Here is a 21754-nt window from a genome sequence, read left to right as displayed (position 1 = left end):
GGCGCTATTCGCGCTGCAGCGCCGCCTCCTCCAGGTCCAGTTCGCGCATGACGTGGCGCAGCACCTCGTCGTCGATGAGCCGTTCGTCGCGGAAGCGCACGAACTCCTGCCGCTCGGCGTCGAGCATGGCGCGGCGCAGCCGCCGGTAGGCCACACTCGGCGGCTCGGCGCCCCCGCCGGTCGGGCCGCCCAGCCGTTCCCAGGCGGCGTTGCGGCGGGCCTCCGCGGTCTGCCGCAGGGTCTCCAGCACGGCCTGGTGGGAGCCCTTGTCCCCGGCCAGCTCCTCCAGGCGCGCCAGTGCCGCCCGGGCGGCACTGTGCTGGGCGTTCGCCTCGGCCAGGGCGTCCTCGTACGCCTCCTTGTTGCAGATGCCGAGCCGCCGGATGAGCGGGGGCAGCGTCATCCCGTGCAGCAGCAGCGTGCCGACCGTGACGAAGAAGGTCAGGAACAGGATCTCGTCGCGCCCGGGGAACTGCGCGCCGCTGTCGGTGGTCTCCGGCAGCGCGAAGGCCGCGGCCAGCGAGACCACGCCGCGCATGCCCGCCCAGGAGAGGACGACCGGGTACTGCCACGGGGGATAGGGGTCGCGGGCCCGGATCCGCGGGAACATCAGCCGTGGCAGGTAGGTCGCGGGGTAGACCCACACGGCGCGCGCCAGGACGGTCACCGCCGTCAGCGCGGTACCGGCCGCGACCAGTTGCCACACGCCCGTGTCGACCGTGTCGACGATGCCCCGCACCTGCAGGCCGATCAACGCGAAGACGAGGGCCTCCAGCACGGTGTCGAGGGCGCTCCACACCGCGTACACCTGCAGCCGGGAGGTCGCCTCCGTGTCGGGGGAGCGGTGTCCCAGGTAGAGCCCGGCCACGACCACGGCCAGCACTCCCGACGTGTGCGCCTCCTCGCCGACGAGGTAGGCGAGGAACGGCACGAGCAGACCGAGCGCGCTGGCCAGGTCCCCGGGCAGGAACCGGTGCCCGAGGCGGGCCAGCCAGCCGATCGCCAGACCGATCAGTGAGCCCCCCACGGCCGCCATCAGGAAGACGCCGACGCCCTGCAGCAGGGTGTAGCCGGCGCCGGCCACGGACGCGACGGCCACGCGGTAGGCCGTGAGCGCGGTCGCGTCGTTCACCAGGCTCTCGCCGCCGAGCACGGTCAGCAGCCGGCGCGGCAGGCCCAGCCGGCGTCCGATGGAGGTCGCCGCGACCGCGTCGGGCGGCGACAGGACCGCGCCGAGCACCAGTGCCGAGCCCAGCGGCAGCCCCGGCACCAGCCAGGACGCGGCGTAGCCGATCACCACCGTGGTGAACAGCACCAGCCCCACGGCCAGCAGTCCGATGGGGCGCAGGTTCTCCCGGAAGCGCAGGTAGGAACTCTCCCGTGCCGAGGAGTACAGCAGCGGGGGCAGGACCAGCACCATCACCAGTTCGGGCTCGATGGCGTAGGCGGGGATCCCCGGCACGAAGGATGCGCACAGGCCGACGGCGACCAGCAGCAGCGGGGGCGACACCCCCAGTCGGCGGGCGACAGCGGTGACCAGCACCGCACCGGCCATGAGCGTGACGAGCGCCAGCCCCTCCACGGACGTCTCCTCCACCCCTGTGGCGGCAGACGCCGCACGTGTGGCTCGACTGTACTGGCGACGCGGCGAGCTCTCAGCCCTCGGTGGTGGCCGGTCCGGGTACGGCGTCGGGGAGGCCGATGAACATCGTCCGGTGCAGTACCCGGACGTGGCCCTCGGCGACCGCGGCCGCCGCGGCGCGGTCACCGCGGCGCAGGGCGCGGACCAGCTCGCGGTGCTCGGCGTTGGAGGCGCGCAGCGCGTCGAGCGGGTAGGGCAGGTAGTAGCGGTAGAGCTCGCGGACGACGGCCGCGTAGGGGACGACGACCGAGGGCGTCCCGGTGGCGGACGCGACCGCGAGGTGGAACTCCTCGTCGTGGCGGTGGAACTCGGCCCAGCTGGTCACCCGGTCCATCAGGTCGACCAGGCCATCCAGTTCGCGCAGCGCGGCGTCGTCGGCGTGGCCGGCGGCGAGGTGGGCGATGCCGCACTCCAGCACCAGCCGGTGGTCGATCAGCCGGCGCACCGCGTCGGTGTCGGAGCGGTAGCTGCCCACGGCGCTGACCGAGCCCTTCGCCGGGTGCCTGGCGACCAGCGTGCCGCCGTTGCGGCCGCGGCGGCGCTCCAGCAGCCCGTCGTCGCACAGCGCCACCAGGGCCCGGCGCACCGTGATCTCGCCGACGTCCAGTGCCGCGGCGATCTCCGCCGCCGCGGGCAGCCGCTCCCCGGGGGCGAGCAGGCCCAGGTCGACGGCCATGGCTATGCGGGCGCGCACGGTGTCGAGTGCGGACAGCCGGCGGATGCCGCCCAGGGCCGGGGTGCTCAGCGGCGGGCCGGCGGCGAGGGGCGCGGCCTGGCCGGTCCGCTTCTCCGTGTCGGGCATGGGACCGACTGTAGTACCGGAAAACATCTCACCTTGAGCACTCTTGTTTATCTGATCAGAATGCTCTAATTTCCACAGCATTCGAACGAAGCAGGTGAACCATGTCCCGACCCCTTCCCGTGACCCTCGCCCAGGCCGGGCCGCGCCCGGCGGGGGCGCCGGTCTCCGGCTTCGCGGACGAGGCCGGGACGCTGCTGGCACGTTTCCCGCAGACCCGGCTGATGGCCTTCCCCGAGCTGCACCTGTTCGGCGTGGACGGGGGCCCGGAGGACGCCGAGCGGCGACTGCGGGACTCCGCGGAGCCGCTGGACGGACGCCTCGTACGGGAGCTCGGCGAGATCGCCGGGGACCTGGGCGTCTGGCTGCTGCCCGGCAGCATCTGCGAACGCGGCCCGGACGGCGAGCTGTTCAACACGGCGCTCGCCTTCTCCCCCGAGGGCCGGCTCGCCGCGCACTACCGCAAGGTCTTCCCCTGGCGGCCCCGCGAGCCCTACACGCCGGGTGACCGGTTCGTGGTCTTCGACGTCCCCGGGGCCGGCCGCGTCGGCTTCTCCATCTGCTACGACGCCTGGTTCCCCGAGGTCGCCCGGCACCTGGCCTGGATGGGCGCCGAGGTCATCGTCAACCCCGTCATGACCACGACCGGCGACCGCGCCCAGGAACTCGTCCTGGCCCGCGCCAACGCCATCACCAACCAGGTCTACGTGGTCAGCGTCAACACGGCCGGGCCGCAGGGCACCGGCCGCAGCCTCGTCGTCGACCCCGAGGGGCGCGTGCGCACCGAGGCGCCCGACAGCTCCGCCACCGCGCTCACCGACGTCCTGGACCTGGACGACGTCACCCGGGTGCGCACCTACGGGACGGCCGGCCTCAACCGCATGTGGTCCCAGTTCACCGACACCGACCGCCCCCTCGAACTCCCCCTGTACGACGGGCGCATAGACCCTCGCAGCTGGCGCCCCGCCTGCCGCGGCTGACCCATCCCCGGAGCCCCACGATGACCGACAACGCCGCGCGCTCCGCCACCACGGCCCCCGCGCTGTCCCGCACCCTCGGACTCAGAGCCGTCGTCTCCTTCGGCCTGGCCTACATGACCCCGCTGATCGTGCTCGGCACCTTCGGCGTCGTCGCGGAGAAGACCGGCGGCGCGGTGCCCACCGCGTACGCCCTGGCGCTGGTCGCCATGCTCTTCACCGCTTACAGCTACGGGAAGATGGCAGCCGAGCACCCCGTCGCCGGCTCCGCCTACACCTACGTGCGGCGCTCCATCGACGGGCGGGCCGGCTTCCTCGTCGGCTGGGCGACCCTCCTGGACTACTTCTTCCTGCCGATGGTCATCTGGCTGATCGGCGGCGCCTACCTCCAGGCCGAGTGGCCCGGCGTGCCGATGTGGGTGTGGATCCTCGCCTTCGTCCTCAGCACCACCGCGCTCAACCTGCTCGGCATCCAGGCCGCGGACCGGGCCAACTCCCTGCTGATGGCGTTCCAGATCCTGGTCATCGCCATCTTCGCGCTGCTCTCGCTGCGGCACGTCTTCCACGCCGACGGCGCCGGCGGGCTGCTGAGCGCGTCGCCGTTCCACAACGACGCCACCACGCTGGCCGGGATCTCCGGCGGCGCGGCCATCGCGGCGTACTCCTTCCTCGGCTTCGACGCCGTCACCACGCTCACCGAGGAGACCGTCGAGCCCCGCAGGACCATGCCGCGCGCCATCCTGCTCACCGCACTCATCGGCGGCGGCATCTTCATCGTGCTCGCCTACACCACCCAGCTCGCCCATCCGGGCAGCGACTTCGACGACCCCAGCTCCGCCGCCTTCGAGATCGCCAGGACCATCGGCGGCGACCTCTTCTCGTCGGTGTTCCTCGCGGGCCTCGTCGTCGCCCAGTTCGCGTCGGGGGTCGCCGCCCAGGCCAGCACCTCGCGCCTGCTCTACGCCATGGGCCGCGACAATGTGCTGCCCCGCAAGGTCTTCGGCTACATCCACCCCCGCCACCTGACGCCGGCCTTCAACATCCTGCTGACCGGCCTGGTCGGCCTCGTCGCCCTCCGCCTGGACGTCGCCACCTCCACGTCCTTCATCAACTTCGGCGCCTTCACCGCCTTCACCTTCGTCAACCTCAGCGTGATCGCGACCTTCCTGCGCAAGCGCCGCGCGGGCGAGCCCGCCGGTGTCCTCGCCTGGGCCGTCGTCCCGGCCGTCGGCGCCCTGATCGACCTCTGGCTCCTGCTCCACCTCGACGGCAAGGCACTCACCCTCGGGGTCATCTGGCTCGCCCTCGGCGTCGCCTACCTCGCCTACCTGACGCGCGGCTTCCGCACCCCGCCGCCCGAGCTCACCTTCGACGAGCGGCACGGCACCCCGGGCTCCGCGTGATGCCCGGGCGGGGGCGGTCGTCGGGGGGACGCCCCGGGGCGTGGCCGCCCCTCGCGCCCGAGCCGCCCGGGTCAGGACGCGGCACGGAGCCGGGCGAGGGTGCGCAGGCCGCGGGCGAGGACTTCCGGATCGCCCTCGGCCGCGCCGTAGGCGACGCCCGAGACCGCGTCGAGGGCGGAGTCGACGGCCAGGCGCTCCTCCTCGAGCGGGGTGGGCCGGCGCCCGTAGCCGGTCAGGAACGCCTCGTGGAGGTCGGGCCGGCCGGCCCAGGCGTCGGAGAGCCGTACGAGGTCCCGGAGAGCGGGTTGCGCCTCGCTGCGCTCGAAGTCGATCACGGCGAGCCGGCCGGACCACAGCAGGTTGCGCAACTGGAAGTCGCCGTGCGTGGGGACCGGTTCGAGCGGAGGAAGGGCGGCTGACCGGGCCGCCAGCGCCAGGACGAACTCCTCGTCGCCGGGGGCCAGGTGGGCACGGGCGCCGTCCAGGTGCCGGTCGAGCTTCCGCACGGGCGGTCCCTCGTCCTCGCAGGAGGGCCGGGCCGGCGCGCTGCCGTGGATGGCGGCGGCGAGCGCGCCGATGCGGACGAAGAGGGCGCGTTCCTCGTCCGGGGCGCGCCGGGTGCCGTCGCTGAGGGGGCGGCCGGGGACGGCGGTCACGACGACCGCCCCCAGCCGTGCGTCGGCCGCGACGAGCCGCGGTGCGGCGGCTCCCAGGCCCGGTACCCACGTCCGGTAGGCGGTCACCTCCCGGCCGTGGAAGCGGTCGTTCAGGTGGACCTTGACGTAGCTGACGAGGCCGTCCGCGGCGTCGGCCCGCCACACCCGGCTGCCCCGGCGGGGCCAGGAGGTGTCCGTCCAGCGCACGACCGGTCCGACCGCGCGCTCCGCGAAGCGGCGCACCCCGGGTTCCGGTGCGCCCGGGGTGGGGGTCATGTCCAGCCCGACTCGGTGTAGGGGCGGCCCGCGCGGATGGCCTCGATCGCGGCCCGGGTGTACGGCACGAGGCGTTCGGGGAGGGCGTCCGGGTGCCACCAGCGCCATGCGAGGCACTTGTCGGGCTCACGGACCACCGGTTCGCCCTGCCAGCGGCGTACGCGGAAGACCAGTTGCAGCCGGGGCGGGCCACCACCCGTGTCCACGAGGTGGACGGCGTGCGCGAACGCGGCGTCCTCCGGCCTGATCCGCAGACCGGCTTCCTCGTCCGCCTCCCGGACCAGGCAGGCGACGGCGCTCTCCCTCTCGCAGTGCCCGGCGGGGAAGTGCCACTCGCCGCCTGCGAAGGCGGAGTCGGGGTGGCGGAGTCCGAGCAGGACCTCGCCGCCGGGGTTCTCCAGGTACAAGTGCGCGCCGACGACGTGCAGCACGCTCCGTCCGCCCGCCGGGGCCCGGGTGCCGGGAACGGCGGCCGGGCCGGCGTGCCGGCGGACGAGGTCCAGGGTCGCGTGGCCCAACCGGAGCCGCGGCATGACCTCGGGCCGGAACCACCGGAACACGACGCCCTCGGCCGCCTCCGGGGCGTCGGGGTCACCGTTCCAGCGGGCGGTGAACACCTGGACCGGCAGGCGCGACCCGTCCGGATCGTGGACGTGCTCCACCGCGAAGGCACGCAGCACGGGCAGGTCGAGTCCGGCCCCCTCGCGCAGCTCGCGCCGGGCCGTGGCCTCCAGCGACGCGTCGTCCGGCGCACGGCCGCCGCCGAGCAGCGACCAGGTGCCCGGGTTCCGGACGTCCGGACGGCGGCCGCGCAGGTGCAGCAGGTACTCGCCCCGGTCGTTGTGGACGAGCACCGAGGTGTCGCGCGGTTCACCGGCGGCCGGTTCGGCGTCGCGGTTCGAGGTCAAGTGGGCCTCCAGGGCGGTCCCGGGATGTGTGGTCACCAGGGTCAACGACCGGGGACGGCCGACGGGAGGGCCCGTTCGGGCCTTTCTGCGCCGCCTGCTGCGAGGACCGCCCCGGGGAGCCCCGCGGAGTGGCACCAACTGGCCGTTTCACCAGCTAAGTTGTGTGCTGATCAGATCGCGTATCCGAGTCCCAGGGGATGGCCATGACCAGCGGCAGCGACGCTCCCAACGACTACGACTCCGCCGAGCAGCTCCGCAGGCGGATCGACACCACCAAGGCGCATCCGGCGCGCGTCTACGACGTCTTCCTCGGGGGCAAGGACAACTACCCCGTGGACCGCGACGCGGCCGCGGCCGCGCTGGCCGCCAATCCGCGCGGCTACCTGGACGTGCGGCACAACCGCGACTTCCTGCGCCGCGCGGTGAACCACATCGCGGGCGAGACCGGCATCCGCCAGTTCCTCGACATCGGCACCGGGCTGCCCACCCAGGAGAACGTGCACCAGATCGCCCAGCGCCTCGTCCCCGGGGCGCGGGTCGTGTACGTCGACAACGACCCCGTCGTCCTGGCCCACGCGCGCGCCCTGCTGACCAGCGGCCCCGAGGGCCGGACCGACTACATCGACGCGGACCTGCGCGACCCCGCCGCGATCCTGCGCGACGCGGCCGGCACGCTGGACCTCACCGAGCCCGTCGCGCTCGTCCTCGTCGCCGTCCTGCACTTCGTCGAGGACGACGAGGCGTACGGCATCGTCAAGCACCTGGTCGACGCGCTGCCCTCGGGCAGCCACGTCGTGCTGAGCCACCTCACCTCCGACCTCAACGCCGAGCAGATCGCCAAGGTCGCCAAGACCTACCAGGACCGCGGCTTCTCCTTCGTGCTCCGCGGGCACGCCGAGGTCCTGCGGTTCGTCACGGATAACGGCCTGGAGATCGTGGAGCCGGGTCTCGTCCCCGTGCACCACTGGCGCCCGGACGGCGTCGACGACACCCTCGCCGCCCACGCCGACGCCTCCCCGGAGTTCGTCGAGGGCCTGGAGGACATCGACAAGATCCGCTACCGGAGCATCACCGACGTCACGGACGCGGACATCAACGTCTACGCCGTGGTGGCGCGCAAGCCCTGACGCCGCGGCACCCGGCGCCGCCCTCCCCGAGGACGGGGGCGGCGGCGCCCGGCGTCAGTCGCGGCGGTAGATCGTGATCGAGTGCCCCACCTCGTCGACCGGCACGCTGCCGGCGATGAGTTCGGCCAGCCGGCCCTCCGCCTTGGCGACCGCCGAGTCCGACACCACGAGCAGCCCGTGGACCTGGTCCGCGGGGACCTCGCGCGGGTCGGCGGCGTGGATGCCGTAGTACGCGGGGACCCCGCTGCCCTTGTAGACCAGCCACACCCGCTCGCCGGGGTGGCGTTCGCGGAGCCGGTCCGCGAGGAGGCCCAGGTCCTGGCCCCAGTCGACGTTGGAGTCGTGCAGCCGCAGATGGGTCTTCGACGTGCCGCCGAACGCCTCGTTGGAGTACTGCAGGTAGTACGGGAAGGTCCGCAGTGAACTGACGGCGACGAGGACGGCGAGCGCCGCGGCCGCCGGCCCCGCCCAGCGCCGTGCCACGAGGGCCACGCAGGCCGCCGCCACCGCCCCGAACATCGGCAGGAAGACGACGTAGCGGACGCCGAAGTCCCGGGAGCCGGTCATGGCGGCGGCCGTCAGCACGGCCGCGGGGACGAGCAGGTACGGGGCGGCGGGGCGCAGCCGGGGCAGGGCGAGCAGCGCGGCGGCGCCGGCGAGCCACAGGGCGAGCATGCCGAGCGGGGTCTTCACCAGCACCGCGGCCGGCAGGTAGTACCAGAGCGCCCCGCGGTAGTGGCGGCCGAAGAGGAAGCCCTCGAAGGTCGAGTCCTCGAAGCCGAACTGGACCGCCATCCCGTCGCGGTACGCCCGGGGGAGCGGGAGCGCTTCCACGGCCGGGCCCCGCAGACCGTGCAGGGCCGGCAGGGTGTCGGGCGCCGTCCAGCGCAGCCGGGGGTCGACGAGGAGGTAGGAGGCCCACACCACCGCGACGGCGACGAGCCCGACCCCGCCCGCCGCCACCGCGGCGCGCCGCAGGGACCGGGCGGTACCGGCCCGCCCTGCACCGCTCCCAGCCGTGCCCCGCCCACCCGCGTGCCACACCGACAGGGCGGCGAGGAGCAGCAGGACCGGCACCGCGGGAAGCGCGCTCATGCGCGTGGCGAGCGCCGCGCCCAACGCCGCGCCGGCGAGCGGCAGGTGGCGTCCCGGACGCTCCTGCGCCCGCCACAGCGCCCACACCGACGTGAGCAGGAAACCGGCCGCCGGGACGTCGAGGGTGGCGAGGGAGCCGTGTGCGACGACGTCCGGCGAGAAGGCGTAGAGGGCGAGGGCGAGCAGCCCTCCGGCGGGGCCGGTGAGATCGCGCGCGAAGGCGAGCACGACCAGTCCGAACAGCAGCGTCAGTACGATCATCGGCAGCCGGGCCGCAAGCATCAGGCGCCACGGATCGTTGCCGGACTCGTAGAGCACGCTGCGGCCGAGCTGCGTCTGGTCGCCCTCGAAGTCCGGGTCGAGGCGCGGGTGGGCGAACACCAGCCCACTGGCGATGACCAGCTTGCCGAGCGGCGGGTGCTCGGGGTTGAACCGCAGGCTGTGCTCGCGCAGGTAGACCGTCGCCGTGCCCACGTACACCGGCTCGTCGATGGTGGGCGTCTGCCGGACGGCGGTGGTGACCATCGCGCACGCCATCTGCGCGAGGAGCGCCAGCACGGCCAGGACGTACAGCGGACGGCGGTGCCGTGGCGCGGGGGCCGGGAAGCGGCGCACCGGAGCGGTGGTGACGGCGGCGGGCGTCGCCGGTTCGGGGGACAGCGCGGCGGGCGAGGGCCGTTCCTGCGTCATGGTGCGCTTACCCCGTCGCCCGTCCCTGTGGCGCCGTGTCCCCGCGCCGGCGCCCTCCCGGTGGGCGCCGCGGGACACACTAGCCCCGTGGCCGGGCGGGCGCGTGGGGTTCGGGGTGTTGCGCGGGCCGCGCGGCGGACGTCGTACCGTGGGCGCATGGCAGTTCCCGAGCTGATCCGCATCGTCTCCCGCTCCTCCCCGATGGCGCTCGCCCAGGTCGAGCGCGTCCGCGCGGAGCTGGCCGCGCTCCACCCCGGCATCCGGACGGAGGTCGTGCCCGTCACCACCTCCGGTGACCGCTGGATGGGCGACCTCGCGCGGCTGGGCGGCAAGGGCGCGTTCACCAAGGAGGTCGACGCCGCGCTGCTGGAGGGCCGGGCCGACCTGGCCGTCCACTGCGTGAAGGACGTCCCCGCCGACCGGCCGCTGCCCGCCGGGACGGTCTTCGCCGCGTTCCTCAAGCGGGACGACATCCGTGACGCCCTGGTGCACCCCGGCGGCCTCACCCTCGACCGGCTCCCGCCGGGCACGCGCATCGGCACCTCGTCCGTGCGCCGCATCGCGCAGATCACGGCCTCGCACCCGCACCTGACCTGCGTCCCCATGCGCGGCAACGCCAACCGCCGGCTGGAGAAGCTCGCGGCGGGCGAGGCGGACGCGCTGCTCCTGGCCGTGTCCGGGCTGGAGCGGATCGGCAGGACCGAGGTCATCAGCGAGGTGCTGCCGGTGGAGACGATGATCCCGCCGATCGGCGCGGGCGTCCTCGCCCTGCAGTGCCGGGAGGGCGACGCCGAGACGATCGACGTCGTCAGCGACCTCGGCGACCCGGCCGCGCACCGGGAGACCACGGCCGAGCGGATGTTCCTGCACGTCCTGCAGGGCCACTGCAACAGCCCGATCGCGGGCTACGCCCATGCCGAACGCGACGGCCGGCTCTCGCTGCGGGCGCGGGTCTTCTCGCCGGACGGCAAGACCGTCCTGGACGCCCACGAATGGGCGGGTCCCCTCGACCCGGCCACGCTCGGCACGTCGGTCGCGGTGGCGCTGCTGCGGCAGGGTGCCCGCGAGCTGATCGACAGCATCGGGCACTGACGGGCCGGGGCCGCCGCGTGCGCCGTGGCGGCGCCGGGGACACTGGTGGCGGCCGCTCGCCGTCCGTCACCGCCCTGGAGGGCCGATTGTCCCGCCGCGACCCCTGTGTGCTCGTCTACACCCGCACCACCGCCTACCGGCACGACTCGATCCCGGACGGCGTCCGGGCCCTCACCGAACTGGGCGCCGGGCACGGTTTCCGGGTCGACGCCACCGAACGCCCCGAGGACTTCGAGGGGACCCGTCTGCGCGCCTACGACGCCGTGGTGTTCCTGTCCACCAGCGGGGAGGTGCTCGGCGACGCCGGCCGGGCCGCCCTCGTGGCGCACCACGCGGACGGCGCCGGGTTCATGGGCGTCCACGCCGCGGCCTGCACGGAGTACGACTGGCCGTACTACGGGGAGCTGCTGGGCGCGCGCTTCACGGGGCATCCGCCCCTGCAGGCGGGCACGGTCCTGGTCGAGGACACCGCCCACCCGGCCACCGCGCACCTGGGCGCGACCTGGAAGGTCACCGACGAGTGGTACGACTTCGACCGCAGCCCCCGTCCCGGCGTGCGCGTGCTGGCCTCCGCCGACGAGTCCTCGTACGCGGGCGGCTCGATGGGCACCGACCATCCGCTGGCCTGGTGCCACGAGTACGGCGGGGGACCCGTCTTCTACACGGCGCTGGGGCACTCCGCACAGGCCTACCGGGACGCTGCCTTCCGGGCCCATCTGCTGGGCGGGCTGCGGTCGGTGCTGCCCGGGGCGGCGGACTGAGAGGGGGCGGCGGGTCCGGGTTCAGAGGCGTCGCAGCACGGCGACCACCTTGCCCAGGATGACCGCCTCCTCGCCGGGGATCGGGTCATAGGCGGGGTTGTGCGGCATGAGCCAGACCCGGTCGCCGTCGTGCTTGAGCCGCTTGACGGTGGCCTCCCCGTCGATCATCGCGGCCACGATGTCGCCGTGGTCGGCGGCGTCCTGACTGCGCACCGTGACCCAGTCGCCGTCGCAGATCGCGACACCCGTCATCGAGTCGCCGACCACCTTGAGGGCGAACAGCTCGCCCGCGCCGACGATCTGCCGGGGGAGCACGAAGACCTCGTCGACCTGCTCCTCCGCGAGGATCGGGGTGCCCGCCGCGATCCGGCCTATCACCGGCACGCGCGCGGACGGGGAGGCGCTGACGGGCTCGGAGCCCGGCTCGGACGCGTGCTGCGACGGCCAGGAGCACCGCACGCGGTAGGCGCGCGGCCGGTGCGGATCCTGCTCGAGCACGCCCTTGCGCTGCAGCACGGCCAGTTGGTGGGCGACCGAGGAGGTGCTGGCCAGGCCCACGGCCTCACCGATCTCGCGCATCGACGGCGGGAAACCGCGGTTCTCCACCGAGCTCAGGATCGCCTCGACGATGCGGGACTGACGGTTGGTCAGCCCGTCGGGGCCGGGGTTGTCCGAGCCCTGGGGTCGCCCACGGCGCACTGTCGTAGTGGTGGGCTCCATGCCCCGTCCCTCCCTGTGCGGATGCTGCTGCAATACGTAACGTTACCCTGTTCCACGGCATTTTTGGAACGCGTGTGCGAAATTCGGTGAAGATCCGCGCACACATCGCGCGGACCCGGCCGGGACGGCCCTTTGAATCCGGCAGTCACAAACGGATCCGCTGCCCGGTCTTCTTTGGGGGTCACGTGCGCCTGCGGGCCGGAAGGACCGGCAGGGAACCGGAATGCGGCAGGAATGCGACGGGAATTCGCCGCCCTGAGGAACGCACGACACAAGGGAGACGCCGTCCCGCACCACCGGGACCCGGCCCGGGCGCCGAGCGCCCCCCGGCCCGGGGGAAATCGCCCTCTGTGTACGCTGGAACGAGCAGGCGGCCCGAATGTGACGGTGGAGGAAAACGCGACGATGCAGCAAGGGGACGCGGAGCACGACGGCTCGCTCGACGAGGCCGCGAAGGTGTTCACGGCCCTGCGCCCCCGATTGTTCGGCATCGCCTACCGGATGCTCGGCAGTGCCGCGGAGGCCGAGGACGTCGTCCAGGACGTCTGGTTGCGATGGCAGGCGGCGGACCGCGACGTCGTGGAGAACCCGACCGCGTTCCTCACCACCGCGACGACCCGGCTGGCGATCAACGTCACCCAGTCCGCCCGGGTCCGGCGCGAGGGCTACGTCGGCCCCTGGCTGCCCGAACCCGTCGACACCCGCGCCGACCCGGCGCTGGGCGCCGAACGCGGCGAGGCGGTGGAGATCGCGGTGCTCTTCCTGCTGGAGCGTCTGACGCCCACCGAGCGCGCGGCATACGTGCTGCGCGAGGCGTTCGACTACCCGTACCGGGAGATCGCCGCCGTGCTCGACCTGAGCGAGGCCAACTCCCGCCAGCTCGTCAGCCGCGCCCGCAAGCACATCGCCGCCGGCCGCCGCGAGCAGGTGGACACGGCGGAGCACCGCCGGCTCCTCGAGGCGTTCGTGGCGGCGGCCAGGGCGGGCGACATGGCCGGCCTGGAGAAGCTGCTCGCCAGCGACGTGGTCAACTACGGCGACGGCGGTGGCGCCGTGCGCAACGCGGCCAAAATCCCCGTTTCCGGCGTCGCAAAGGTGGCGAAGTTCCTCGCCGCCTTCGCGCCGCGCTTCTGGCCCGACACCGAGGTGGTGTGGGTCGAGGCGAACGGCCGGCCCGCGGCGCTCGTCGTCCATGGCGGCGCGCCGATGGCGCTGCTGGCCATCAGCGCCACCGAACAGGGCATCGACCAGCTCATGTGGGTGCTCAACCCGGCGAAGCTGACCGGCTTCAGCGCCGTGGCGGCGGGCTCGGGCGCGCCGTCCGCCTGAGGCCGGCTCCGGGCGTCCTTCCTGTCCGTACGGGCCGGTGCCCTCCGTCGGGCATTGGAGATCAGCCGTCGGCCGCGGCGCGGCCCGGGGCTGCGTCGCCCGCGCGCAGCAGCCGCAGGAAGGCCTTCAGGCCCGTGATGATCTCCTCGTTGTCCGTGAGCCGGTCGATCGTGGCCTCGAACTCCCGCGCCAGCGCGGTGATCCGGCGGTCGGCGTCCTCGGCCCGCTCGTACACCGACACCCCCAGCGCGTCCACCGTGCGCCGCAGTTCGGCCAGGGCCCGGTACTGCTCCTCGGCCTTCCCCTCCAGGACCTTGACGCCGCTGTCCGTGCGCTCGACACGCTGCTTCAGCCCCACGACGTCGTCACGCGGATAGGTGACGTCCTTCAGTAGGGCGCCCAGCCGCCCGCGCAGCTGCCCGAACCACGCGCCCGCCGGGCGGAACACCGTGCTCAGCAGGAAGAACGCGGCGATCCAGTACCCCGCGCCGTGGCCGGTCGCCACCGTGACCGCCACCACCCCCGCCGCCGTGAGCAGATGGCCCGCCAGGGCGACCCGCAGCATCGTCCGGGCGATGCGCGTGGCCTCGGCGTCCCGCGCCTGCGGGACCGTCAGCCCCTTCCCCCGGCTCACCGAGATCTCGGCCAGCACCGTTTGCGCCCGGAAGTAGACGTTCCACGGCACCGTGAGCAGGACGAGCAGCCACAGCAGGCAGAGCACCCCGGCTCCCACGCCCAGGACCACCGGCAGCGGCGCCCCCACCGCGTAGACCAGGGCCAGCGCCCCCGCGGTCACCGCCAACGCCAGCACCGCGCCCAGGAATCTCCCCATGCCCGCCTCCAACCTCCCTCTCCGGCCGATCCGTTGGCTCCATCGTCCCGGCCGGCCGCGATGCGGGCATGAGTACGCCTACTCACTCCGCCTGCGCCCCGGTGCGGCGCTGTGCGGTGACGCACCGGCCGCCGTTCCGTACGCGGAAGGCGGCACCCGGTGCGCGGGCAACCGCGTGAATCCGCGCCCCCGCGACGCCCCCGTCGTGCTCCTGCCGCACGGCTTCCCCGCCGGCTCCCACGTGTTCCGGCACCTCATCCCGCTGCTCGCCGACCCCTACCGGGTGCTCGCCCGCCCTCGCCGACGTCACGGCCGCCCTGCTGGACCGGTTCGGCGTCGACCGGCACGCGCCGTACGCCCACGGCCACGCGGAGGCCAGCGGCCGGTGCCTGGCGCTGCGCGCCCCGGCGCGGATCACCGGGATCGTGACGCAGAACGGCAACGCGTGCCCGGACCGCTGCCGGCCGTGTGGGGTGCGGACGACGAGGTCTACGCCCCGGCCGGGGCCCGCGGCTTCCTCGGCCGCGTCGCGTCCCGACCCCCGTCCGCCCGGACGGGCGCTCAGCGGGGGCGGGTGATCGTCCGGTGCACGACGTACCCCTCGAGCCCGGTCGTCGCGTCCATGCCCGTCGCGGTCCCGTTGACGGGCACGGCGCCCGTGCGCAGCCGGCGCGCGACGGCGACGGCGCGCTCGGGGTCGGCGGACCACACGCCGCCGGAGAGGCGGTACTCCGAGTCGTTGGCCATCCGCACGGCGTCGTCGTCGCCGTCGTGGGCGATGACCGTGAGGACCGGGCCGGAGATCTCGTCCTGGGCGATGCGCATGCGGTGGTCGACGTCGGCGAGGACGGTCGGCGTCACGTAGTAGCCGTCCTCAAGGCCGGCGGGGGGCCGGGAGCCTCCGGTCACCAGGCGGGCGCCCTCCTCGACGCCGAGGTCGATGTACGACATCAGGCGCTGCTGCCGCTCCGGGCCTGCCCTCGGCCCGATCGAGGTGTCCGGGTCCGCGGGGTCGCCCACCTTCAGCGTCCCGACGGCGTCCGCGACGGCCGTGACGACCTCCTCGTACCGGCGGCGGGGCGCGAGGACGCGGGTCCGCGCGGCGCACATCCTGCCGTTGTCGCCGAGCGAGGCGAACAGCCCCCGCACCGTGCGCCCGAGGTCGGCGTCCTCCAGGACGATCGCGGCCGTCTTGCCGCCGAGTTCCAGGCGGACCGGCTTGAGTTGCTCCCCGGCGAGCGAGGCGACACGGCGCCCGGCCGCGGTGGAACCGGTGAAGGCGATCTCGTCCACGTCCGGGTGGGTCACCAGGTACTCGCCCGTGTCGCGGTCGGCGGGCAGCACGCTCAGCGTGCCCTCGGGCAGCCCCGCCTCCGCGTACAGCTCGGCCAGCAGCCCGACGGCCAGTGAGGTCTCCGGCGCGACCTTCAGGATGACGGTGTTGCCCGCCAGGAGGGCGGGCGTCAGCCGCGCCGTGGCGGTCGAGAACGGGCACTGCAGCGGGATCACCGCGGCGACGACGCCCACGGCCTCGCGCCGCACGATGGTGTCGTGGCCGGGGGTGGGGTCGCAGGGACGGACGGTCTCGTCCCAGCCCAGCTCCTCGGCGGCCTTGAGACAGGCGTCGACCCGGCGCGTGAGGGAGGCCTGCTCCGCGTCCGTGAACCGGCGGGGCGTCCCGGTCGCGGCGGACACCCGCGCGGCCGCCTCCGCCGCGCGTTCCTCGCGCAGCGCGTTCACCCGGCGGACGACCTCCTGCCGCTCCTTGGGGTCCGTGTGCGGCCACGGCCCGCTGTTGAAGGCCGCGCGCGCCGTGGCGACGGCGACATCGGCGTCACCGGGTGCGGCCTGGGCGGCGCGCCCGAGCAGGGAGCGGTCGTGGGGGGAGCGGATGTCCAGGGGGCCGGGATGCGCGGGCGCGGTCCAGACACCACCGATGAACAGCCTGTCGTACACGATCATCGAGTTTCCCTTCCGGTGTCCGGTGCTCCCTGTGTCCGGTGCGATGCGCCGGATCTCGCGGACTTCGCGCGGGTACGAAGAACGGAAGCCGCGCCCACCGGTCTCCCGTGGGCGCGGCTTCCGCTTCCGTGAGGTGCGCGACCGCCGAAACGCTGGTCAGAAGCCTGCTGCGGCCGGTCGCAGATTGTCCTGCTGGTACCGGGGAACGGTTGTGGACCGCTCCCTGGTGGAGGTGTTACCGGCCTCCGCCGCCGCCGCCACCGTGGCCGCCGCCACCGCCGCCGCCGTGGCCTCCGCCGCCACCGCCGTGACCGCCGCCGCCACCACCGTGGCCGCCGCCGCCACCACCGTGACCGCCACCGCCGCCACCCCAGCCGTAGTCGCTGTAGCCGCGGTCGTAACCGCCGCCCCAGCCGCCACCGTGGTCGCCGCCGCGGTCGTAACCGCCGTAGCCGCCGCCGCCGTAGCCGCCACCACCGTGACCGCCACCGCCGCCGCCGTGGCCACCGCCACCGCCGCCGCCACCGCCGTGCTCGGCGTAGCTGACCGCCGCTGAGGCCGGTGAGCTCGTCGGTGCCGCGACGGCCGAGGAGGCCGCACCCCCAAGGGCGAGCGCGAGGCCTGCCACTGCGGCGAGGGGCCACTTGGAAATACGCATGAGAACTCTCCTAGCCAGGTCGGTTCCTGGGCGTGGACGCGGTTCAAAGGCCACTGCGCCGCACGTTCCGGCCGGCGCCCCACCCCCGCCCGCGGACTGTGACGTCCTTCGGTCAAGTGGTGATGTTCGAAATGTTGCCTTTGCCACTATTTGTCCACAGCCCCCACGCTGCGACCGCCAGGTCGTGACGTCAAGGAGCGAGCCTGGTAGTGCCACTACCAGGCTCAGCGTTCAGCGGGCGGGAGGCCGACGGCCCGGGAGGCCGTACCGGCTCAGTCGCTCGGCGAGTCGTCGTCGAAGGGCTCGTCGCTCCACCGGAACCAGGCCTGGTCGTCCTCGATGTGCAGGAGGAACTCCGCCACGGGCCCCGAGGGCGAGGAGAGCGTGACCGCGCGCCGTACCTCCGCGTACGCCGCCTCCCACGCGGCCCAGGGCTCGTCATCCTCGGCCGGCGCGGTCATCGCGGTCTGCATCAGGTCCAGTTCGCGGGCGAACAGCGGCCCCACCCGGGCGAACGCCGGGGCGGGTGTGAACCGCCCCGACAGCCACGGGAAGTCGGCCTCCTCGACCGTGATGTCACCGACGGGCTCGCCGTCGCTCAGCACCCGCCAGGTCTCGCCAACGAAGCCCATCGTGTCCTCACCGGATCTCAGTGGCCCCCGGTGCCGGCCTGTGCCGGCTCCTCGTGCAGCGCCGAGTCGGCCGCGCCCCGCGTGAATCCGGTGAAGGCAACCCGCAGACCGGCACGTTCGGGGGAGCAGCAGAACGGTCCCGCGCCGGCGGCGGCGTCCGGGGCGAGCGGCGCGAGCCGTACCAGCCGCCAGGGGCCGTCGTCGCGGCGCGCGCGGATCGTCACCGCGTCCCCGGAACGGCTGGCGCGTACGGTGACGGAGCGCCCGGCCCAGTCCGGCACCGGCGCCAGCGACCAGTCGGAGACCCCGCGGGTGACGACCGCGCCGAGGTGCGGCACGCCGTCGGACATCTCGATCCCGGCCTTGATCCACGTCTCGGCGTCGACCCGGATCATCAGCCCGGCCTGGTCGTACAGCGTGTCGAAGTCCGCGCGGAAGGTCACCTCCACCGACGAGTCCGCCGGGAAGGCGGCGAGCAGGGCGTGGCCGTCGTCGCGGACGAAGCCGTAGCCGGTGGTGCGCCAGAAGTCGCTGCGGTCCCGGGTGGTGACCAGCAACCCGTATCCGTCCGCCTCGGCGTGCTGCGGGGCGTTGAGCCACGTGGCCTCGTCCCAGTCGATCGGGCGCTGCTCGTTCATGGACCGTCCTTCCGGTGGGGCGGGCCCCTGGGCGTGATGCCACGGGGCCGCCGCTGGCGTGGGCGGGCCCAGCGTAGATCAGCGCTCCGGCGGCGGAACACGGGCGGGGACGCCGGGACGCGGGGAGAGGTCATTCCCGTTCGGAGCCGAAGGGCGGCACGCGCGTGGAGGAACCGGGGTCGGGCCCCCCGGACAGGGCCGACGGCCCGTCGACCGCCGGCGGTCCGTGCGACAGCCCGATGCCCGCCGGCTCCCGGCACACGGTGATCAGCGCGGCGTCGTCCCCGAGCCGTCCACCGCTGTAGGCGAGGAGGTCCTCGCGCACGTGCCGCACCAGGTCCTCGGGGGTCCGGCGGCCCTGCCAGGACGCCACGCGCTCGGCGAGGGGGTAGAAGCGCCCCGACGGGTCACGCGCCTCCGTCACGCCGTCGGTGTACAGCAGCAGGACGTCGCCGGGGCCGAAGGCGAAGGTGTCCACGCCGGGGTGCGAGGGCTGCAGCAGGCCCAGGCCGATTGGCGGCGCCGGCTGGGTCGGGTCGAGCGCGGCGAGACCGTCCTCGGCCAGCCGCAGTGGCGACGGGTGGCCGCAGTTGAGGATGCGGACCTCGGGACGGTCGTCGGGGAAGTCGACCAGGATCGCGGTGATGAACGACTCGACCGCAGCGTCCTCCTGCAGCCCGTCGCCGCAGCCCTGCGCGGCCTTCCAGGACACCGTCGCCTCCAGGTGCGCGTACATCGCCGGCAGCGGCGGGGCGCGGTAGGCGACGCTGCGGAACGCCCCGAGCAGCAGGGAGGCGTCGCCGATCGCCGGCAGGCCCTTGCCGCGGACGTCCCCGATGAGCAGCCGGGTGCCGCCGGGCGTGCGCACCGCCGCGTACAGGTCGCCGCCGATCCGGGCCTGGTCCTCGGCGGCCTGGTAGTCGAAGGCGATCCGTAGCGGGCCGATGCGCTCCGGCAGGGGCTGCAGGACGACCTGCTGCGCGGCCTCCGCCACCGAGCGCACCTGCTGCAGCTCGGCCTGGTGCCGTTCGCGCAGCCTGACGAAGAGCACGGTGAAGGCGGAGACGAGGACCAGCGCGATGATCTCGCTCTGGCGGTACGAGGTGGTGATGGTGCCGTCGGCCACCGACACCACGGTGAGCGACGCCACCGCCAGCCCGCCGATCAGGGCGGTGAGCCGGAGCCCGCCGAACGACGCGGTCAGCGCCGGTGCCACGACCAGGAGCGGACCCAGGTGGCCCTCCGTGGGGATCACCAGGTCGCTGATGACGATCGCCACGATCAGCAGCACCGGGACCGCTATCAGGGCGGGATTCCGCTCCACGGACCAGTACGTGCGTGCGCGTGGTGCTGCAAGACGCATACCTCTTGCTTACACCTCTCCCGCCGACCCCGCCCGTGGCGGTACGTCGGCGGGAACGGGCAGCAGCAGCGCCGTCACGTTGTCGTGGCCGCCGGCGTCGAGCGCGTGACCGACCAGGGAACGGGCGCCGTCCAGCGACGTCGCGCCGGCCCCGGAGGCGGGCGTCGCGGTCAGCCCGGCGCGCAGTTCCTCCGCGCCGGGGAGGTACCGCCACAGCCCGTCGGTGCACAGCAGCAAGTGGCCGGGGACGGCCGGGCGGCCGCTGCGCACCCTTGGTACGGGGTCGCCGTTCCCGGCGCCGAGCCAGCCGGTCAGGGCCTCCAGCTCGCCCGTGTCGTCGTCGGTCAGCGCGAGGGCCAGGCCCTCGTCCGGCAGCCAGTACGCCCGGCTGTCACCGATCCACGCGCACCACAGCCCGCCGGGACCGGTGACGCCCGCGACGAAGGTGCAGGCCGGTGCCTCGTCCGGGGTGACGGCGAGTGCGGCGACCGCGCGTCCCGCGCGCCGCGTCGCGTCCTCCAGCGCGACCTCGGGCACGGTACCCGCGAGCAAGGCCGACGCCAGCGCGCCCGAGGCGACCTCCGCGGCGAGCCGTGCCGCCCGCTCGGAGCGCGGGGACATGGACACCCCGTCGCACACCACGCCGATCGTCCAGGCCCCGGCCGTGGTAACGGCCATCGCGTCGGCGTTCACCTCACGCCGCTTCCCCCGGTCGGTGACCCCGGCCGCGCCTCCCGCGACGGCCTCCACCCGCGACCTGTACCCGCTCTGAGCGACGCCGCAGTCCCAGCAGTGACCGTCCGGGGCCACCGTCCCACCGCACCGCTCGCACCCCGGCGTACCGCCCCCCTGTCGTCCGTCCATGGCAGGACCCTACGAGGGCGCCGCGGCGGGAGGGAACCCCGGGCGGGGGCAAGATCAGGACGGTGTACGGCGCAGTGGCGCCAGCGCGTCGCTCCAGGCCAGGACCTCGTCGAGGACGACCTCCAGCTCACCCGCCCGGCGCGGGCCGGGCTCGAAGCGGCTCATGTCGGCGAAGTCGCGGAAGAGGGAGAGCGCCACCTGCGCGCGGACGGTGGCCACCCGCAGCTCGGCCATCACCAGCCGCAGGTGCTCCACCGCGCGGGTCCCGCCGACACTGCCGTAGGCGACGAAGCCCGCCGCCTTGTTGTTCCACTCGGCGAAGAGGTAGTCGATGGCGTTCTTGAGCGCTCCGGGGATGGAGTGGTTGTACTCGGCCGTCACGAAGACGTAGCCGTCGAAGGAGCCGATCTTCTCCGCCCACGCGAAGGTGTGCGGACGGCTGTACTGCCCCATCGACGGCGGCACCGGCTCGTCGAGCAGCGGGAGGTCGTAGTCGTCGATGTCGACCAGTTCGTACTCGGCGTCGCCGCGCAGCGCGGCGTGTTCGTACACCCATTGCGCGACGGCCTCGCCGAGGCGCCGGGGGCGTGTGCTGCCGAGGATGACGGCGATCCTGGTCATGGTGCTGCTCCTGGACGGTCCTGTTCCGGTGGCCGGGCGGGGCGCCGGAAAGGCGGTCCGGCGCGTGAGGCACCTTCCATGCGCGCCCGGCGGTGAACCGGGCGGGCCGGGGGGTTCACCCGATCGCCGTCACGGCCGTGGAGCCGCGTGCCTCAGCGGACCCGGGGCTCCAGGGAGACGCGGACGGTGATCCGCTTGCCCACCGGCTGGCGCTGCACGTCGTAGCCCTCGCACAGCGCGAGGATGATCTCCAGGCCGTGCTGGCCGATCCGTCCCGGCTCGGCGGCGCGGGCCAGCGGGAGGGTGCTGCTGGTGTCCCACACGGACACCAGCAGGGTCGCCGTGTCGACGTCCACCTCGAGGTCGAGCAGGCCGGGGCCGGGTGCGTACTTGCAGGTGTTGGTGACCAGCTCGCTGACGACGAGCTGCGCGGTCTCGACCGTCTCGACCGGTACCGGGACGCCGTGCTCACCCTGGACGCGGGCGAGGAAGTCGGCGGCGAACCTGCGCGCCGCGGAGATCGCCTCCGAGTCGCCCTCGTGCGCGAATCCGGCGTGGATGCAGGGCCAGTCGGCCAAGTGGGCGGGGCGGCCGTCCAGCCTCGGTTCCATGGTGGTGCCTTTCGTACTGCTTCCCGGCCGGCCGCGCTCAGGCGCGGCCAGCCGTCCGTCTACCCCGTTTTCCGCCGGTGACTCATCGGCTCCCGGCC

21 protein-coding genes are annotated in these 21754 nt (G+C 74.0%); 7 read left to right on the top strand and 14 right to left on the bottom strand.

The features are described 5' to 3' along the window. Window positions 1-4 precede the first annotated feature (4 nt). A complete protein-coding gene (locus tag ACFZAU_RS31865; RefSeq protein WP_500555033.1) occupies window positions 5-1582 on the bottom strand; it encodes a Na+/H+ antiporter in 1578 nt (525 codons plus the stop codon). 73 nt (window positions 1583-1655) lie between these two features. Further along, window positions 1656-2444: a FadR/GntR family transcriptional regulator gene (locus tag ACFZAU_RS31860; protein WP_500555032.1), complete on the bottom strand. Its 789-nt coding sequence runs from the start codon at window positions 2442-2444 to the stop codon at window positions 1656-1658. Between the two features lie 101 nt (window positions 2445-2545). Here ACFZAU_RS31860 and ACFZAU_RS31855 point away from each other — a divergent pair, with 101 nt between their 5' ends. Beyond that, window positions 2546-3421, top strand: coding sequence for a carbon-nitrogen hydrolase family protein (locus ACFZAU_RS31855; protein ID WP_500555031.1), 876 nt, complete (start codon window positions 2546-2548; stop codon window positions 3419-3421). A gap of 20 nt (window positions 3422-3441) precedes the next feature. After that, window positions 3442-4821, top strand: coding sequence for an APC family permease (locus ACFZAU_RS31850; RefSeq protein ID WP_500555030.1), 1380 nt, complete (start codon window positions 3442-3444; stop codon window positions 4819-4821). Between the two features lie 71 nt (window positions 4822-4892). Here ACFZAU_RS31850 and ACFZAU_RS31845 read toward each other — a convergent pair whose 3' ends face one another. Next, window positions 4893-5753, bottom strand: a complete 861-nt coding sequence (locus tag ACFZAU_RS31845) for a phosphotransferase family protein (RefSeq protein WP_500555029.1) — start codon at window positions 5751-5753, stop codon at window positions 4893-4895. After that, complete coding sequence (locus ACFZAU_RS31840) at window positions 5750-6661, bottom strand: NUDIX hydrolase (protein WP_500555028.1); 912 nt, start codon at window positions 6659-6661, stop codon at window positions 5750-5752. Before ACFZAU_RS31840 ends, ACFZAU_RS31845 begins: the two co-directional genes overlap by 4 nt. A 203-nt stretch (window positions 6662-6864) precedes the next feature. Between ACFZAU_RS31840 and ACFZAU_RS31835 the strand changes: the two genes are divergently transcribed. After that, complete coding sequence (locus tag ACFZAU_RS31835) at window positions 6865-7788, top strand: SAM-dependent methyltransferase (protein ID WP_500555027.1); 924 nt, start codon at window positions 6865-6867, stop codon at window positions 7786-7788. Between the two features lie 54 nt (window positions 7789-7842). Here ACFZAU_RS31835 and ACFZAU_RS31830 read toward each other — a convergent pair whose 3' ends face one another. Beyond that, a complete protein-coding gene (locus ACFZAU_RS31830) occupies window positions 7843-9573 on the bottom strand; it encodes an ArnT family glycosyltransferase (protein WP_500555026.1) in 1731 nt (576 codons plus the stop codon). 156 nt (window positions 9574-9729) lie between these two features. On the opposite strand from ACFZAU_RS31830, the gene hemC reads away from it, so the two are divergent. Both hemC and ACFZAU_RS31820 read left to right on the top strand, forming a co-directional pair. Then, on the top strand, window positions 9730-10665 hold the full coding sequence (gene hemC, locus ACFZAU_RS31825; protein WP_500555025.1) for a hydroxymethylbilane synthase: 936 nt from the start codon (window positions 9730-9732) through the stop codon (window positions 10663-10665). 86 nt (window positions 10666-10751) lie between these two features. Next, window positions 10752-11426, top strand: a complete 675-nt coding sequence (locus tag ACFZAU_RS31820; RefSeq protein WP_500555024.1) for a ThuA domain-containing protein — start codon at window positions 10752-10754, stop codon at window positions 11424-11426. A gap of 21 nt (window positions 11427-11447) precedes the next feature. On the opposite strand, the gene lexA is transcribed toward ACFZAU_RS31820, so the two are convergent. Continuing rightward, a complete protein-coding gene (gene lexA / locus ACFZAU_RS31815) occupies window positions 11448-12146 on the bottom strand; it encodes a transcriptional repressor LexA (protein ID WP_500462584.1) in 699 nt (232 codons plus the stop codon). A 405-nt stretch (window positions 12147-12551) separates the two neighbouring features. On the opposite strand from lexA, the gene ACFZAU_RS31810 reads away from it, so the two are divergent. After that, on the top strand, window positions 12552-13475 hold the full coding sequence (locus ACFZAU_RS31810; protein WP_500555023.1) for an RNA polymerase sigma-70 factor: 924 nt from the start codon (window positions 12552-12554) through the stop codon (window positions 13473-13475). A gap of 61 nt (window positions 13476-13536) precedes the next feature. On the opposite strand, the gene ACFZAU_RS31805 is transcribed toward ACFZAU_RS31810, so the two are convergent. After that, window positions 13537-14307, bottom strand: a complete 771-nt coding sequence (locus ACFZAU_RS31805; protein ID WP_500555022.1) for a hypothetical protein — start codon at window positions 14305-14307, stop codon at window positions 13537-13539. A gap of 561 nt (window positions 14308-14868) precedes the next feature. Next, a complete protein-coding gene (locus ACFZAU_RS31800) occupies window positions 14869-16269 on the bottom strand; it encodes an aldehyde dehydrogenase family protein (protein WP_500555021.1) in 1401 nt (466 codons plus the stop codon). A 211-nt stretch (window positions 16270-16480) separates the two neighbouring features. Between ACFZAU_RS31800 and ACFZAU_RS31795 the strand changes: the two genes are divergently transcribed. After that, entirely contained in the window at window positions 16481-16825 is a 345-nt protein-coding gene (locus tag ACFZAU_RS31795; RefSeq protein WP_500555020.1) for a hypothetical protein, read from the top strand. Between the two features lie 374 nt (window positions 16826-17199). On the opposite strand, the gene ACFZAU_RS31790 is transcribed toward ACFZAU_RS31795, so the two are convergent. The 6 genes from ACFZAU_RS31790 to ACFZAU_RS31765 form a co-directional block, all read right to left on the bottom strand. Beyond that, window positions 17200-17559 (bottom strand): hypothetical protein, encoded by a 360-nt coding sequence (locus ACFZAU_RS31790; protein WP_500555019.1) that lies wholly within the window; start codon window positions 17557-17559, stop codon window positions 17200-17202. A gap of 17 nt (window positions 17560-17576) precedes the next feature. After that, window positions 17577-18197 carry a DUF1349 domain-containing protein gene (locus tag ACFZAU_RS31785; RefSeq protein ID WP_500555018.1) on the bottom strand — a complete coding sequence of 207 codons (621 nt, stop codon included), beginning with the start codon at window positions 18195-18197 and terminating at the stop codon, window positions 17577-17579. 130 nt (window positions 18198-18327) lie between these two features. Next, on the bottom strand, window positions 18328-19521 hold the full coding sequence (locus ACFZAU_RS31780; RefSeq protein WP_500555017.1) for a PP2C family protein-serine/threonine phosphatase: 1194 nt from the start codon (window positions 19519-19521) through the stop codon (window positions 18328-18330). Window positions 19522-19569: 48 nt separating this feature from the next. Then, entirely contained in the window at window positions 19570-20424 is an 855-nt protein-coding gene (locus ACFZAU_RS31775) for a PP2C family protein-serine/threonine phosphatase (protein WP_500555016.1), read from the bottom strand. 54 nt (window positions 20425-20478) lie between these two features. Continuing rightward, window positions 20479-21045 (bottom strand): NADPH-dependent FMN reductase, encoded by a 567-nt coding sequence (locus ACFZAU_RS31770; RefSeq protein ID WP_499608476.1) that lies wholly within the window; start codon window positions 21043-21045, stop codon window positions 20479-20481. 152 nt (window positions 21046-21197) lie between these two features. Beyond that, window positions 21198-21656: an ATP-binding protein gene (locus ACFZAU_RS31765; protein WP_499608479.1), complete on the bottom strand. Its 459-nt coding sequence runs from the start codon at window positions 21654-21656 to the stop codon at window positions 21198-21200. Between the last annotated feature and the right edge of the window lie 98 nt (window positions 21657-21754).

This window comes from Streptomyces sp. NPDC008238 (assembly GCF_042956445.1).
Taxonomy (GTDB): Bacteria; Actinomycetota; Actinomycetes; order Streptomycetales; family Streptomycetaceae; genus Actinacidiphila.
Note: the sequence above shows the minus strand (reverse complement) of the source record. Positions and strands in the feature narration are given on the sequence as shown.

Bases quoted from the DNA above. Each gene is read 5' to 3' on its own strand.
- ACFZAU_RS31860 (WP_500555032.1), bottom strand. From the start codon at position 2,444: ATGCCCGACACGGAGAAGCGGACCGGCCAGGCCGCGCCCCTCGCCGCC.
- ACFZAU_RS31855 (WP_500555031.1), top strand. From the start codon at position 2,546: ATGTCCCGACCCCTTCCCGTGACCCTCGCCCAGGCCGGGCCGCGCCCG.
- ACFZAU_RS31850 (WP_500555030.1), top strand. From the start codon at position 3,442: ATGACCGACAACGCCGCGCGCTCCGCCACCACGGCCCCCGCGCTGTCC.
- ACFZAU_RS31845 (WP_500555029.1), bottom strand. From the start codon at position 5,753: ATGACCCCCACCCCGGGCGCACCGGAACCCGGGGTGCGCCGCTTCGCG.
- ACFZAU_RS31835 (WP_500555027.1), top strand. From the start codon at position 6,865: ATGACCAGCGGCAGCGACGCTCCCAACGACTACGACTCCGCCGAGCAG.
- ACFZAU_RS31830 (WP_500555026.1), bottom strand. From the start codon at position 9,573: ATGACGCAGGAACGGCCCTCGCCCGCCGCGCTGTCCCCCGAACCGGCG.
- hemC (WP_500555025.1), top strand. From the start codon at position 9,730: ATGGCAGTTCCCGAGCTGATCCGCATCGTCTCCCGCTCCTCCCCGATG.
- lexA (WP_500462584.1), bottom strand. From the start codon at position 12,146: ATGGAGCCCACCACTACGACAGTGCGCCGTGGGCGACCCCAGGGCTCG.
- ACFZAU_RS31810 (WP_500555023.1), top strand. From the start codon at position 12,552: ATGCAGCAAGGGGACGCGGAGCACGACGGCTCGCTCGACGAGGCCGCG.
- ACFZAU_RS31805 (WP_500555022.1), bottom strand. From the start codon at position 14,307: ATGGGGAGATTCCTGGGCGCGGTGCTGGCGTTGGCGGTGACCGCGGGG.
- ACFZAU_RS31800 (WP_500555021.1), bottom strand. From the start codon at position 16,269: ATGATCGTGTACGACAGGCTGTTCATCGGTGGTGTCTGGACCGCGCCC.
- ACFZAU_RS31790 (WP_500555019.1), bottom strand. From the start codon at position 17,559: ATGGGCTTCGTTGGCGAGACCTGGCGGGTGCTGAGCGACGGCGAGCCC.
- ACFZAU_RS31785 (WP_500555018.1), bottom strand. From the start codon at position 18,197: ATGAACGAGCAGCGCCCGATCGACTGGGACGAGGCCACGTGGCTCAAC.
- ACFZAU_RS31775 (WP_500555016.1), bottom strand. From the start codon at position 20,424: ATGGACGGACGACAGGGGGGCGGTACGCCGGGGTGCGAGCGGTGCGGT.
- ACFZAU_RS31770 (WP_499608476.1), bottom strand. From the start codon at position 21,045: ATGACCAGGATCGCCGTCATCCTCGGCAGCACACGCCCCCGGCGCCTC.
- ACFZAU_RS31765 (WP_499608479.1), bottom strand. From the start codon at position 21,656: ATGGAACCGAGGCTGGACGGCCGCCCCGCCCACTTGGCCGACTGGCCC.